15 protein-coding genes are annotated in these 13,978 nt (G+C 68.5%); 3 read left to right on the plus strand and 12 right to left on the minus strand.

All coding sequences use genetic code 11. The annotated features are described in order from the left end of the window. Positions 1–6 precede the first annotated feature (6 nt). From QWY84_RS01465 to QWY84_RS01475, 3 genes are all read right to left on the minus strand, one after another. Complete coding sequence (locus QWY84_RS01465; protein ID WP_290200672.1) at positions 7–645, minus strand: FMN-binding negative transcriptional regulator; 639 nt, start codon at positions 643–645, stop codon at positions 7–9. A gap of 115 nt (positions 646–760) precedes the next feature. Further along, positions 761–1,744, minus strand: coding sequence for a GGDEF domain-containing protein (locus QWY84_RS01470; protein ID WP_290200673.1), 984 nt, complete (start codon positions 1,742–1,744; stop codon positions 761–763). Beyond that, positions 1,741–2,802: a cobalamin B12-binding domain-containing protein gene (locus QWY84_RS01475; RefSeq protein ID WP_290200674.1), complete on the minus strand. Its 1,062-nt coding sequence runs from the start codon at positions 2,800–2,802 to the stop codon at positions 1,741–1,743. The genes QWY84_RS01470 and QWY84_RS01475 overlap by 4 nt, the downstream gene beginning before the upstream one ends. Positions 2,803–3,050: 248 nt before the next feature. Here QWY84_RS01475 and QWY84_RS01480 point away from each other — a divergent pair, with 248 nt between their 5' ends. After that, positions 3,051–3,674: a glycine zipper 2TM domain-containing protein gene (locus tag QWY84_RS01480; RefSeq protein WP_290200675.1), complete on the plus strand. Its 624-nt coding sequence runs from the start codon at positions 3,051–3,053 to the stop codon at positions 3,672–3,674. A 215-nt stretch (positions 3,675–3,889) separates the two neighbouring features. Here QWY84_RS01480 and QWY84_RS01485 read toward each other — a convergent pair whose 3' ends face one another. From QWY84_RS01485 to betA, 4 genes are all read right to left on the minus strand, one after another. Next, a complete protein-coding gene (locus QWY84_RS01485) occupies positions 3,890–4,165 on the minus strand; it encodes a hypothetical protein (RefSeq protein ID WP_290200676.1) in 276 nt (91 codons plus the stop codon). Continuing rightward, positions 4,162–4,377, minus strand: coding sequence for a helix-turn-helix domain-containing protein (locus QWY84_RS01490; protein ID WP_290200677.1), 216 nt, complete (start codon positions 4,375–4,377; stop codon positions 4,162–4,164). The genes QWY84_RS01485 and QWY84_RS01490 overlap by 4 nt, the downstream gene beginning before the upstream one ends. Further along, positions 4,377–4,928: a hypothetical protein gene (locus tag QWY84_RS01495; protein ID WP_290200678.1), complete on the minus strand. Its 552-nt coding sequence runs from the start codon at positions 4,926–4,928 to the stop codon at positions 4,377–4,379. Before QWY84_RS01495 ends, QWY84_RS01490 begins: the two co-directional genes overlap by 1 nt. A gap of 133 nt (positions 4,929–5,061) precedes the next feature. Next, positions 5,062–6,771 carry a choline dehydrogenase gene (betA, locus tag QWY84_RS01500; RefSeq protein ID WP_290200679.1) on the minus strand — a complete coding sequence of 570 codons (1,710 nt, stop codon included), beginning with the start codon at positions 6,769–6,771 and terminating at the stop codon, positions 5,062–5,064. A 231-nt stretch (positions 6,772–7,002) separates the two neighbouring features. Here betA and QWY84_RS01505 point away from each other — a divergent pair, with 231 nt between their 5' ends. After that, positions 7,003–7,572 carry a porin family protein gene (locus QWY84_RS01505; RefSeq protein WP_290200680.1) on the plus strand — a complete coding sequence of 190 codons (570 nt, stop codon included), beginning with the start codon at positions 7,003–7,005 and terminating at the stop codon, positions 7,570–7,572. Between the two features lie 60 nt (positions 7,573–7,632). Here QWY84_RS01505 and QWY84_RS01510 read toward each other — a convergent pair whose 3' ends face one another. Further along, positions 7,633–8,673: an alpha/beta hydrolase gene (locus tag QWY84_RS01510; protein ID WP_290200681.1), complete on the minus strand. Its 1,041-nt coding sequence runs from the start codon at positions 8,671–8,673 to the stop codon at positions 7,633–7,635. Positions 8,674–8,848: 175 nt separating this feature from the next. Between QWY84_RS01510 and QWY84_RS01515 the strand changes: the two genes are divergently transcribed. Further along, entirely contained in the window at positions 8,849–9,319 is a 471-nt protein-coding gene (locus QWY84_RS01515; RefSeq protein ID WP_290200682.1) for a GNAT family N-acetyltransferase, read from the plus strand. Between the two features lie 7 nt (positions 9,320–9,326). Here QWY84_RS01515 and QWY84_RS01520 read toward each other — a convergent pair whose 3' ends face one another. From QWY84_RS01520 to QWY84_RS01535, 4 genes are all read right to left on the minus strand, one after another. Next, positions 9,327–10,001 carry a type 1 glutamine amidotransferase domain-containing protein gene (locus QWY84_RS01520; RefSeq protein ID WP_290200683.1) on the minus strand — a complete coding sequence of 225 codons (675 nt, stop codon included), beginning with the start codon at positions 9,999–10,001 and terminating at the stop codon, positions 9,327–9,329. Positions 10,002–10,062: 61 nt separating this feature from the next. After that, positions 10,063–11,394 carry a cation:proton antiporter gene (locus QWY84_RS01525; protein ID WP_290200684.1) on the minus strand — a complete coding sequence of 444 codons (1,332 nt, stop codon included), beginning with the start codon at positions 11,392–11,394 and terminating at the stop codon, positions 10,063–10,065. A 119-nt stretch (positions 11,395–11,513) separates the two neighbouring features. Further along, a complete protein-coding gene (locus tag QWY84_RS01530; RefSeq protein ID WP_290200685.1) occupies positions 11,514–12,548 on the minus strand; it encodes a phosphotransferase in 1,035 nt (344 codons plus the stop codon). 11 nt (positions 12,549–12,559) lie between these two features. Further along, positions 12,560–13,765, minus strand: coding sequence for an acyl-CoA dehydrogenase family protein (locus QWY84_RS01535; RefSeq protein ID WP_290200686.1), 1,206 nt, complete (start codon positions 13,763–13,765; stop codon positions 12,560–12,562). Positions 13,766–13,978: the final 213 nt, after the last annotated feature.

Below are 13,978 nucleotides of genomic sequence, written 5' to 3' on the forward strand. Positions count from 1 at the left end.
ATCGTTCTAGCTTTTGCTACCGACCGTGCCGAGCATTGCCTCCGAGATCTCCTGCGCGCCACGCTTACGAAGTTCCTCGGCCGCGTTGACGCGATCTCGCTCGTCCTTGTTCTGGCTGAGCTTCCACTTGCCGATCATCTCCGTGATCTCGATCTCGATGCCAACGATGTTCGATAGCATCTCATCGATGTACTCCGGCGAAGAATCCGTCATCTTCCAGGGCCCGGGCGAGCCGGTCTGCCCTTCGTGCGTGCGCGTGAGCCGAGCGACCACGCCGCGCAGGAATCTCTCGTCGTCCCGGATCCGGACTCGTCCATGGACATGCACGACACGGTAGTTCCACGTCGGGACCTGGCGATGGGACTCGTGCTTGCTGGGGTACCAGTTCGGCGATATGTAGGCATCATCAGCGCGGAAGATAACAAGCGCCTCGTCCCCGTCGTTCGCCTCCCGCCATAAATGATTGGCCCGCGCGACATGGCCCAGGAGCTTCCTGTCGCCGCCCGCTTCGTCGATCAGAAAGGGCAGATGATTGGCGTCGAGCCCGTCGGGACCGTTCATCACCAATGCGCCCAGAGGACAGGCCGCGATCGTTCGCAGCAGCTGCTCATCGCGCGCTTCTTCAAAATGGCTTGGCAAATACATGAGATGACCTCAACGACATGATCCCCTGATCGTACCGGGTTAGCAGCCACGCGCCATATGCGTGTATTGCGATGGCCCGAGGTCGTCAGCGTCGCGGTTGCAACAGGGGCTCCCACTACGAGGAAGATCGATTCGTCCGACGGTCGACGACGACCCGGTTCCGGCCATCGTCCTTGGCCCGGTACAGCGCCCTGTCGGCGCGGCCGACCAACTCGTTGGCCGACTCGCCCGGCCGCCATTGTGCGGCGCCGATACTGGCGGTGACCGAAAGGCGTTCCGCGGGGCTGTCCATGACGGCAATCGCCTCGCGCAGCCGTTCGGCCAGAACGGCGGCGCCGTCGCCGTCCGTATTGGGAACGAGGACAATGAACTCCTCCCCGCCCCAGCGGGCAACCACATCCGGCGCCCTGAGGGTGGCCTGCAGCGTCGCCGCGACGCATCGCAGTACCTCGTCGCCCTGCAGGTGGCCGTGGGTGTCGTTGATCGCCTTGAAGTCATCGAGATCGACGAGCAGCAGGGAGAACGGGTCACCGTATCGGCTGGCTGCGTCGATCTGCGTGGTGAGCAGGGCATCGAAATGACGCCGGTTCGGAAGGCTGGTAAGCAGATCCGTGCGCAACAGCCGCTCGATTTCCTCGGCGCGCTGGCTGAGCGTGCGATTGGCGCGCACGAGGGCACGTTCCTGGTCGGCATAGTCCTCGGTCAACGCCAGGAGCTGGCGCTGCAGTTGCCGGTCCTGTTCAACCTCCCGCTCACACGCCACCACGAGATGAGCGCCCTGGCGATACACGCCGCCGACCCAGGTCTCCGATTCGCCGTCCATGTTCCCCAGCGTCATCCACCCGGTGAACACCTCGCCATCGGTGGCGGATTCCGCCTTGTCGAGGAGCTCGCCGAACCGCGGGTTGATGAACAGGGAGCGGACGTCCTGCCCGGACGGCGGGTTGTCCGCCGCGGACGCCAGCGCCAGGAATCCCTGGTTGGCATCCGCTACCCGGCCGCGGTGATCGAGCACCGCGAGCAGTACGCTGCGCAGCGGGCGGAGATAGGACGGGATCTCCGGGACACCGTCCGAGCCATTCGTCAGCGGAGCAGTCACGCGTACTCCTCCAGCGCAGTTCGTGGCTGCGCATGCCATTGATCCAGCCCGAGGCGTTGCGCAAGATTCGGAACCGCATCGAGACCGGCGCCCCCGGCGATGATCCGCGGCGCCGCGTCCCCGCATGCGGAACGAATGCGGTCCACGGCCTCCTTCAAGGCGGGCAGCTGCCGGATCAGCGCAACGGAGAGCCCGACCAGCTCCGGTTGCGTCTCCAGGATACGCTCGACCAGGGAGTCGATCGGCGTATCGGCGCCGAGGTAGTCCACCTCCCAGCCCTCGAGCTCGAAGGCGTCAGCCGCAATGCGGGCTCCCAGGACGTGCTGGTTGGAAGGAACGCACGCAAAGAGCGCCCTGCGGCCGTTCCCGGCTGCCGGCGTCGCCTCGGCGAGCTGCCGCACCAGCAATCGCTGCGCCAGCGCGGTCGCGAGTTGCTCCTGGGCCACGCTGACCTTCCGCGCCTGCCAGCCCTCGCCGATACGATACAGGGCCGGTTGCACCAGGCGAACGGCCATGTCCACATAGCCATGCTCGGCCGTCGCCGCGGCGACGATCTCCTCACAGCGGCGCTGATCCCCCCGTATCAGGCTCTCCGCGAGGACCTCCGTGCAGGGATGACAGGCCGTGGCGTCGATGGACGAGTGGGGACCACGGCCCAGAGCGGGTGATTGCTCGAGGGCACGGCGTCCACCCTCGAGAACCGCGTTCACCAGATCGAACTGCGCCGAGGGAAGCCGGTCGCGGAAGAAGTCGCGAAGAAGGTCGACCGATCGCGGCAGCGAGTCCGGAGGCACGCCGCGAGCCGCGAGAAGCTCGTTCAGCCATACCACATACTGGCCGAACAGGGCGGGCTCACCGGCAATCAGGCTCCCGGCGATGTAGTCGAAGAGGGCGTCCACATCGTCCCGGCCGCTGTCGCCGAACACATCCTCGCCCGCGGCCGTTCGCTCGCAGACGGCCGCCATGACCTCATCCACCGCCTGGGCACGGTACTGCTCCACGGCCTGCGCGGCTGCAGCGCCTTGTTCCAGAGGTATCGAGGGATTGGCTGGCACCATCCGTCCACCCTATTCGGTCACGCGTTGAGCCCGTGATCGTCTCCCCGCCGGAGCGGGACCCGGAGACGACCCATCACCGCCGACATTGTACAACCTCGGCCGGGTCAACCACGCCCGTGATCTCCGCCCCTGCCCCCTCGATCGGCGGTCGACCGCAAGCCACGGCCCGTTCAGCGGGCGTTCAGTTGCCATTCGTATCCTGGGTTGTGAGACGGGACGAATGCGTCACGAACAGGAGGAGGTGTGTCATGAGCAACCGAAACTGGCCCCGGAACGCGCTGGCGTCCGCCGCGCTGGTCCTGGCTCTGGCCGGCTTGACGACCCCGGCACTGGCCAAGGGCCCGCCGTCACACGCAGCAGCGCCGGCCCACGCGGCGACGGCGCATCACGGTGACAGGCATGGATTCCGGAGCGAGTCCCGGCGCTATTCCGATTACGCCCGGGTGGTCGAGGTGCAGCCCGTCTACCGGGAGGTGCGGGTCAGCCAGCCCCGCCGCGAATGCCACGACGAGCGGGTCGTGCACCGCCACCGCGAAGGCCCGGGCGAGGCCGGGTCGGCGATCATCGGCGGCATCGTCGGCGGCATCATCGGTCACCAGATCGGCGACGGCAGAGGTCGGGATGCCGCAACGGCGATCGGTGCCGTCGCCGGCACCGCGGCGGGCAGCCACTTCGCCCGCAGCCGCGGGCGCACCGTGGAGCGCACGGGCTACGAGACCGTATGCCGCACGGTCGACGAAGTCCACTACGAGGAGCGCGTCGACGGCTATGACGTAACCTACCGATACGATGGGCGCGAGTACACGACGCGCATGAACGAGGACCCGGGCAGGCACATCCGTGTCCGCGTCGGCGTCGACCCGGTGCGCTAGTGTCCTGTAACCGCTCGCTGTGGAGATGGCCATCCTCTACGGCGGCTACGCCTGCCGATGTTGGGTAGTCAGGCCGAACAGTTGGCGTGTACACGTGGCATTGAGCAAGGCCGTTGCCGCCAGCGTCGGGTTGCGCCGGTGCCCGGTTCGCGAGCGACATAGCCGGCTCAAGCCGGCCACGGACGCTGGAGGCACCAATTGCCCGCCAAGGAGAACTACTCGTCTTTCTCGAGCTCGTCACGCGCCCGCTCGTACTCGCGGTACGGCATATCGGCCTGACGCTGGCATTCCGGTTGCTCGCTGGGGGGCAGGCGCTCGCAGGCTTGCATGCGCTGGGGGCGGCTGCCTTCGTACAAGCCCCGGGAGGAGCATCCGGCGGCGAGGGCGATCACCGCGGCCAGGGCAACGACGAGCAGTACCCGCGACAGCGAGAACGGCGTTGCCGTGGCTTTCGTGGACGTGCGGCCGGGTCGGTTCGGAGGCCTTGTCATTCCGTCTCCTCAGGCGTGTAGCGCAGAATGTCGCCGGGCTGGCAGTCCAGGTATTCGCAGATCCGCGCCAGGGTCTCGAAGCGGATGCCTTTGACCTTGCCGCGTTTGAGCAGGGAGAGGTTTGCCTCGGTGATGCCCACGAACGCGGCGAGGTCCTTGGAGCGCACTTTCCGGCGCGCCAGGATCACGTCCAGGTTGACCTCGATGCCCATCAAACGATCTGCGCGTGCTCGTCCGCCAGGTCGGCCGCCCGGGCCATGACCGCCGCAATCGCCCACAGGACGCCGCCAAAGAACAAGGCCAGCACCGGCGTGGAGCCCACGTGGAAGGCCAGCGCCCGGCTGCCGGGCGGGTTGGACCAGGTCATCACCACGCTCAGCAGCGGCGGCACCAGCAACCCGGCGAGCCCGGACATGACCACCCGGGCGGCGAACGAGCGCAGTGCCCGGGCAATATCCGCCGAGAAGAAGACCCCGCCGCGGAACAGGCGAAAGCAGCGTGCCGCCGCCAGCAGCGCGGCCGCCAGCAATGCCGACGGCACCAGGGCCAGCGCGCCGCCGAGTAGCCACTGCCACGAGTCCAGGGCCACGGGCATGGGCAGATTGGCGCGCGCCATGATTGCTGCCGGGCCGCCCAGGAACCATAAGGCTGCCACCGACGCCGGAATGACCGTCGCCAGGCCCAGGCTGGTCCACGCCAGCCATGCGCTGAGCCGCTGTAGCCCGGGTTCGCTGAGCATTAAACGGGCGGTGGGCTGGGCCATGGGGCCTCCAGGCGTGGCGGTTGCTTGTGGAATTATTGTTTTACAGCAATTCAATATTGCCACGCAATAAATTAGGCGCCCGGGTTCGGCGCCGCGACAGGTACCGGGCGTGAGGCCCGCGGCACCGCCCGTGCTATGCCGTGGGGTCCGCGACCGGCCGCTCCGGGCGACCCTCGCGCTGGCGTTCCTGCCAGTCGGCGAGGGTGAACACCGGCGCGTCGGAGGGTGCCAGGGGCTCGCGGCCGAGGATGTGATCCGCCGCCTTCTCGGCGATCATGATGGTCGGCGCGTTGATGTTGCCGTTGGTGACGGTGGGCATGATCGACGAGTCCACCACGCGCAGGCCCTCCACGCCATAGACGCGGCACTGCGGGTCCACCACCGCGGTGGGCCCGGTGCCCATGCGGCACGTGCCGCAGGGGTGGTAGGCGGTCTCCGCGGTGCGGGCGATCCACTCGTCGATCTCGTCGTCGCTGCGGACGTCCTTGCCGGGGGAGAGCTCTTCGCCCCGGTACGGGTCGAAGGCGGGCTGGGCGAAGATCTCCCGGGTCAGGCGCAGGCCGTCCCGGTAGGCCTGCTTGTCGGCTTCCTCCTGGAGGTAGTTGAACACCAGCTCCGGCGCCGCCTCCGGATCGGCCGACTTCAGCTTGACCCAGCCGCGGCTCTCGGGCTTGTTGGCGCCCAGGTGCACCTGGAAGCCGTGCCCCCTGGCGGCGCTGGAGCCGTCGTAGGCGATGGCGCCGGCCAGGAAGTGGTATTGCAGGTCCGGGTACCTCAGCCCGGCACGGCTGCGGATGTAGCCGTTGGACTCGAAGTGGTTGCTCGCCCCCAGGCCGCTCTTGAACAGCAGCCAGCGGGCACCGATGAATGCCTGGCCGAAGGGGTTCAGCCAGCCGTTCAGGGTGATCTTCTGCGTGCAGCTCTGCTGGACCCAGACCTCCAGGTGATCCTGGAGGTTGCGGCCGACGCCGGGCAGATCCCGGACCACGTCGATGCCGTGCTCGCGCAGGTGCTCCGCCGGGCCGATGCCGGAGAGCATCAGCAGCTTGGGCGAGTTGAACGCGCTGGCGGCGATAACCACTTCCCGCCGGGCCTGCACCCGGTACGTTCGCTCGCCCTGCCGGTACTCGACGCCGACGGCCCGCTTGCCGTCCATGAGGATGCGCGTGGTCAGGGCGTGCATCTCGACCCGGAGGTTGTCCCGTTTCATGGCGGGCTTGAGGTAGGCGTTCGCCGTCGAGCAGCGCACGCCGTCGCGCACGGTCATGTCCATGCGGCAGAAGCCTTCCTGGCGGTAGCCGTTGTAGTCCCGGCTCTCGCCGTAGCCCGCCTGACGGCCGGCCTCGATGAACGCGCGGTAGAGCGGGTTCTTCATGTCGTTGCCGTTGCACACGCCCAGCGGGCCGCCGGTAGCGCGGTACTCGTCGTCACCGTAGAGGCAGTCCTCTGCGCGCTTGAAATACGGCAGCACATCGGCGTAGCTCCAGCCCTCGGCCCCGAGCTCGACCCACTCGTCGTAATCCCCCGCGCAGCCGCGGACGTACGCCATGCCGTTGATCGACGAGGAGCCGCCGATGACCTTGCCCCGGGCCTGGTGGATGCGCCGGCCCTGGAGCCCGGGCTCCGGCTCCGTGTAGAGCCCCCAGTCGAAGCGCGGCTTGTTCAGCGGTATGGAGAAGGCGGTGGGCATCTGGATGTAGACGGAGTTGTCCCTGCCGCCGAACTCCAGCACCAGGACCCGGTTGCTGCCGTCCTCACTCAGGCGATCGGCCAGCACGGAGCCGGCCGAGCCGGCCCCGACGATCACGTAGTCGACGGTCTGGTCGAACGTCTGGTCGTTCATTGCCCCGCTCCTCCGGTTACGGCCCCGCGGCCGAGGGATCGTCCGGCATCCCCGTGCCCGACTGCTGGTGTTGACGGCGTCACGGTGCCAGAGGGCGGTGCCGGGCGGAAGCCGCAAGGCGAGTTGCGTCCGTTGAAGAGCGAATGCGCCGGCGTATGGGTATTGACACGCGCTGCGTCATGAACAGAATTGTCTGCTCGACACGGAAGCAACCAACACGACGAGGACGTTATGCAACACGGTAATCTTTCCGTATTCGTCATCACCACGACCCTGCTGGCCGCCCCCGCGCTGACCCTGGCCGACACCGGCACGGACGCGTCGGGTTACGTCGGAGCACAGGCAGCGTTCGCGGAATACGACCCGGACAATGTCTCCGGTACCGCGGACCTGACCGCACTTGTCGGCCGCGCGGGCTTCCGGGCGAGTCGGTATTTCTCCATGGAAGCCCGGCTCGGGACAGGGCTCGGGGACGACTCCGTCGATGTCTTCGTGCCGGGCGCCGGCAATGTTGCCGTCGACGTCGACATCGACTACCTGTTCGGGGCCTACGGACGCGGGCACATACCGCTTTCGGACCGCTTCTCCCTGTACGGCGTCGCCGGCTTTACCAGCGGGGAGCTTACGTTCGACGCGGCCGGCTACTCCGACAGCGAGAGTGACAGCGGGCTGTCCTACGGCGTGGGCGCGGACTTCCATGCCACGGACCACGTCGGGTTGAACGTCGAGTACATGCAGTACCTCGACGAGAGCAACTACGAGATCAGCGCGCTCAGCGTCGGCGTCGTCGGCAGCTTCTGATCCGCGTACCCGAGGGGGCGGTCGTCCCGCCCCCTACTCCTGCTCGCCTGCCGCCGCCAGTCACAGCCCTTCCAGCCAGCGGACAACGCGGCCGGCCGCGGCCTCGCTGGCAATCAGGCCCAGGTGCGACAGGCCGTCGAGGGTGGCGACCGTGGCGCCCGGTGCATGCGCGGTAATGGTCGGGGCGAACGCCTCGGCCCGGAACGCCTCGTCCTCGGATCCGACCAGGACCAGCATGGGCACGTCCACCGCGGCGAGCTCCGCGGCATAGTCCTCGGGATTGATGCCGGTCATGAGCCGGTAGGAATACGCCAGCGTCTCCGAGCCGGTGCGGTACGCCTCCGGGAGGTTGAACCACAGGACATCGGTGTCGTTGAACCACTGCACACCCAGGGTATTGAGAACGGACAGCGTAATGATGCGTCCGACCCCCGGCTCGGCCCAGCCGGAGTCGTCGCGGGCCGTAGGCGCATCGTGTCCCAGGTAGGGCGCCAGCAGCAGGTAGGCCGCCGGCTCATCGCCGTATTCGGAACCGGCAATCCGCAGCGCCAGCCCGCCTCCCGACGAGTGCCCGCCGAGGACAAGCGGCCGCTGCTCGTCCGACTGCGCCCGGATGTGCGCCATAAGATCCGCGACATCGTCCTGCAACTGGTCGATGTAATCGATATCGCCACGCCGCTCGGGCGAGGGGCCGTGACCGCGCAGATCCGGGACATACACGTTGGCAACCCCGGCATCGCGCACGGCCTCGGCCAGCGGGTGCAGATAGGCGCTGTGGGCGGCGGAGCCGTGGAGCAGGATCAGGTCCTTCCCGGCCTGTGCCGGGTAGGCGCGGTAGGCCAGCCGGGTGCCGTCCCGTGCCTGGAAGGGCTGCAGTTCCGGAAGCTGGCCGGTTCCGTCCGCCTCCCGGGTGAGCGCATGGAAGTCCAGCGTCTCCGATCCCTGCGCTGACACGCCCTCGCCCCCCGCCAGAAGGATGAACCCCGCCAGCATGGCAGCGGCGAGGTAGGTCCGGGGCCGCAACCGGCAACGCGTGGCCCCGCGCAAGCGTCCACCGCCCCGCCGGCGCGGTGCCCGCGGTACCATCCGTGCTCCCGTCATGACCGCCTCCTCTGCGCCGGTTGCGCCCGCTTGGCATGGCGCTCAACCTAGCGTCCCGGAACCGGGCTCCGCAAGAGCCAGGTACGCCGCCGCGCCGCGCACCGTGTGTCACAATGGCGTGCCCACGCCCCGCGGCGACCGCCGCCGGACACAACGGTCGAGGACCCGGCGTACGATGACGAACGACACCGCCTATGCCGTCCGCAACGCCAGCTGGCCGGACGACCTCGCCGCCATCCGCAGCGTTCGCGGACCGGTCTTCGTTGACGAGCAGCGCGTTCCGGTGGAACTGGAATGGGATGAGGTGGATGCGACCTGCGTACACGTGCTCGCGGAGAGCCCGGACGACGGCCCGATCGGCACCGGCCGGCTCGCCCCGGACGGCAAGATCGGCCGGATTGCGGTGCTGCCGGGCTGGCGGCACCGCGGCGTCGGCGATGCCATCCTCCAGGCGCTAATCGACGAGGCCCTGGCGTCGGGGCTGTCCGAATGCCGGCTGCACGCCCAGGCCACCGCGCTGGACTTCTATGCACGCCGCGGCTTCACCGCGGAAGGCCCGGAATTCCAGGAAGCCGGCATCACGCACCGGCTGATGCGTCGACGCTTTGGCCCCGTTACCGCCCCGCGCGACCGCGCGGAGCGGTAACCGGCCGCTAGAGCGACGACCGCAGCGCCTCCAGCGTCAGTGCGGCGGTGCGGGCGCTGGACGGCGGGTTCTGCCCGGTCACCAGGCGCCCGTCGCGGACGGCGTGCTCCTGGAAGGGCGGCCGGGGATCGACGCGGGCACCCAGCTCGCGCAGCCGGCTCTCCAGCAGGAACGGCACATCCTGGTCGAGCTCCACGGCGCGCTCTTCCTCGTCCGTGAACACGGCGATCTGCCGGTCGGCGACCAGCGGCCGGCCATCCGGGCCGTTGACGCCGACCAGGCCGGCGGGTCCGTGGCAGACCGCGGCGATCACCTTGTCCGCCCGGGCGAACGCCTCCAGCAGCGCCTTGAGCGCGGGGTTGTCCGGCAGATCGAACATGGTTCCGTGACCGCCGGGCAGGAACACGGCGTCGAAATCCTCCGCCCGTACGTCCTCCAGGGGCAGAGTGTGCGCGAGACGCTCGCTGGCTTCCTGCCACTGCCTCGCCTGGGCCTCGTCCGGGTTGCTGCGGGGGTCAATGGGGGTTGCACCGCCCTGCGGGCTGGCCACGGTCACCTCCGCCCCCGCCTCGCGGAACGTCGCGTACGGAACGGCGAACTCCTCCAGCCACAACCCCGTGTCCTTGCCGGACGGCATGCGGGCTGCGCTGGTCACCACCATGAGAATGCGCGGCTGATCCATGGTTCTCTCCCCGTGTGACTGCGGAATGTATCTCCCCACATGGGGTGCAGCACCGCCGGGTTCAATCCGGAGGCTGCGCCGGGGATGCCGCCGCGCGCTGCTTCGGCGGCCTGACGGCATCGGTCCGCCCGGCGTAGTGCATCATCGCCGGCCGCACGCTGACCCCGTGCACGATGATGGACAGGGTCACCACCACCAGGGTGAGGTGGATGAGCTCCAGGGCCAGGTCCTCGGGAAGGCCCGACTGGACGGCGAACATCAGGTAGTACAGCGAGCCGATCCCGCGCACGCCGAACCACGCGGCCATGCGACGGTGCCGCACCGGCGTGCGGGTGCCCAGGGCGCTGATCATCACCCCCGCCGGGCGCGCCACCAGGAACAGGAACGCGGCGAGGCCCACCGCCCGCCAGCTCCAGGAGCTCAGGAACAGGGTGCCGCCGATGATCAGGATCAGAACGACCACCGACAGCCGCTCCAGCTGCTCCTTGAAGTGCAGGGATCCATCCGTCAGGCGGCCCGGCACGCCGGTCTCCGCCATCCCGGCCTGACCGGTCTGCAGGCGGAAAGGCTCCGGTGCCCGGCCGAGCAGCCGCCGCTCGGTCTGGCGCAGGGCGATAGCCGCCGCGAACACGGCGAGAAAGCCGCCTGCATCCACCAGCAGGCTGACCCCGTAGACGAAGCCGATCAGGCCGAGTCCCACGAAGTCGTCCATGAGACGGATTTCCGGGCGTCTCCGGCGCAGCGTCCAGACCCCCCAGCCCAGCAGGGTCCCGGCGGCCACGCCGATGGCCACGCCGCCGACCGTCGCCCAGAGCAGGTCCACTCCCAGCCAGCGGAATCCGCCGCCGAGCTCGTGCAGGCCCAGCAGCCCCAGGCTGAGCATGACCACCGGGTACGCGGTGCCGTCATTGATGCCGGCCTCGCAGGTGAGGCCGAAGCGCAGGCGGTCCCGGTCGCCGGGGTGGCGCACCTGGACATCCGTGGCCAGCACCGGGTCCGTCGGCGCCAGCAATCCGCCGAGAAGCAGCGCCGCCCCGAGGGGCAGACCCAGCGCGTAGTAGCCGAAGCCGGCGACCAGGACAACGGTGATCGCGAGCCCCAGCACCGCCAGGAAGATGGAGAATCGCCAGCGTTTCATGTCCACGGGAACGGGCATCTTCATGCCCGCGGTGAACAGCGACAGCAGAACCACCATCTCCGTGACCCGCTCGAGCAGCGCGGACTGCTCCAGCGGGTTGAAGTGGAACAGGTTCAGCGCCGTGGGGCCGATGACCACCCCGGCGGCCAGGTAGACCATGGCGTTGGTCACCGGCAGCCGCTTCAGGAAGTCCGAGGTCAGCCCCATGGCCAGGAGCAGGCCGCCGACAAGGAGAAACCACGCACTGGTTGCCATGAAACGGAATCCTCGATCGGGAACGCGAGTGGCGCGAAGCGCACTCTACGACCAACCGGGCCACCTGTCACCGTGTCGTGGGTGACCGACGCCATTGGTGGGCTGCCGCTGATCCGCGACTACGGCTGCGACGATTCCGTGAGCCCCACCGCCGTCTCGCTCAGCGGCCGCGCCATGGCGCCGTACTCGAGCGCCCTGTCGCTGGACGCGGTGCCGTCCAGGGCGCGCTTGTGGATACCCTGGAGAATGGCCGCGAGCCGGAAATAGTTGAACACGATGTAGAAGTTCCAGTCCGGAATCGCGCTGATGCCGGTCAGCCGGCAGTACTCCGCAACATACTCTTCTTCGGTGGGAATCCCCAGCGCGGCGCGGTCCAGGTCCCCCAGGCCCGGGATCGCTGCGTCCTGGGGCAGCCGCAGCTGCATGCACTGGTAGGCGAGATCCCCCCAGGGATGGCCGAGGGTGGACAGCTCCCAGTCCAGCACGGCCAGGATGTCCGGCTTGTCGGGATGGATGATCAGGTTGTCGATGCGGAAGTCGCCGTGGATCAGCGCCACCCGGCCGTCGTCGTCGGGCATGTTGGCCTCCAGCCACTGGATCAGCCGGTCCATGGCCGGGTTCGGCTCCGTCTCCGAGGCGTAGTACTGCTTGCTCCAGCGATTGAGCTGGCGGGCGAAGTAGTTGCCGGGCCGGCCGAAGTCCCCCAGGCCCGCACGCTCCACATCCACGCCGTGGATCGCGGCGAGCACCTGCGCCATGTTGCGGTAGACCGCGGCCCGCTCGGCGGGGCTGGACTCCGGCAGTGCGCCGTTCCAGTGAATGCGGCCGTCGACGTAGTCCATGACGTAGAACACCGAGCCGATGACGGTCTCGTCCTCGCACAGCACGTGCATGCGCGGTACCGGCACGGGCGTGTCCTGGAGCGCGCGCATGACCCGGTACTCCCGGTCCACGGCGTGGGCGGACTGCAGCAGCTCGCCCGGGGGCTTGCGGCGCAGCACGTAGCGGCCGCCGTCGGCGGTGATCAGGAACGTGGGATTGGACTGCCCGCCCGCGAACTTCTCGCAGGCCTGGATGGTGCCGAAGCCCGGGATGCGCTCGCCCAGGTACGGCTGCAGGCGGCGAAGATCCAGCTGATCCACTGCATTGCTCATGGCGCGACTCCTCAGGCGCTGTATTGGCCGATCACCTGCTTGCCCAGGGCCATCATGTGCACCTGGTCGGGCCCGTCGGCCATGCGGCACCAGCGGGCGTAGTTGTACGCCTCGGCCAGGAAGTAGTCGCCCGTGAAGCCGCCGGCGCCGTGCATCTGGATGGCCATGTCCAGCACCTCGGAGGTCAGCTGCGGCACCATGATCTTGGCCATGGCGATGAGGTCACGGGCCCCCTTGGCGCCGTCGCTGTCCATCTTTGCCGCGGCCCGCAGCGTCAGCAGGCGGCACATCTCCACCTTGGAGGCCATCACGGCGACGGACTCGCGCACGGAGCCCTGCTGGCTGAGCCGCTTGCCGAACACCTCCCGGCCCTCCACCCGCCGGCAGGCGACCTCCAGCCCCCGCTGGGCGGCGCCGACAAGCCGCATGCAGTGGTGAATTCGGCCCGGCCCGAGGCGGCCCTGGGCCACCTCGAAGCCGCGCCCTTCCCCGAGCAGCAGGTTCTCCCGGGGCACGCGGACGTTGTCGAAGACCACCTCGGCATGACCGCCCGGCTCGTCGTAGTAGCCGAACGTGCTCAGCGGCCGCACGATGGACAGCCCGGGCGTGTCCCGCGGCACCAGGATCTGGCTCTGCTGCAGGTGGCGGTTGGGGTTGTCCGGATCGGACTTGCCCATGACGATGAAGATCGCACAGCGCTCGTGCATGGCGTTGGTGATGAACCACTTGCGCCCGTTGATCACGTAGTCGTCACCGTCCGGGAGAATGGATGTCTCGACGTTGGTGGCATCGCTCGACGCCACATCGGGCTCGGTCATGGCGAACGCCGAGCGGATGCTGCCGTCGAGCAGCGGCTGCAGCCAGCGCTCCTGCTGGGCCGGGGTGCCGTAGTGGAGCAGCACTTCCATGTTGCCGGTATCCGGGGCGTTGCAGTTGAACACCTCCGGCGCCCAGAAGACCCGGCCCATGATCTCCGCCAGCGGCGCATACTCCAGGTTGCTCAGCCCGGGCCCGTAGCGCTCGTCGGGCATGAACAGGTTCCACAGCCCCTCCTCCCGGGCCCGGGCCTTGAGCTCCTCCAGCACCGGCGGGGACTGCCAGCGCTGCTGCTGCACCTGCTCGTGGTAGAGGTGTTCGACGGGATACACGTGCTCGTCCATGAACGCCGTCAGGCGCTGCTGCAGATCCCGCACGCGGGGCGAGTGCTGAAAATCCATGGTTTCTCTCCTCCAGGCCCGGCGAACCACCGGCGCGCGGGCGTCCGTGATCGCAACGGTGTTATTCATCTTCAGGTGCAGCATACCGGCCCGCCCCGCTTCGCGCAGCAGGGTTTGTCGAGCCGGTACGAGCGCTTCTCCACCACCCCTGGGCGTCAACCCGGAGCACCGGTGCCCGAGCAACCAAGGTTTGCGATCGTGATCGTCTTTGCT

The organism is Aquisalimonas lutea (assembly GCF_030409225.1).
GTDB classification, from domain to species: Bacteria; Pseudomonadota; Gammaproteobacteria; order Nitrococcales; family Aquisalimonadaceae; genus Aquisalimonas; species Aquisalimonas lutea.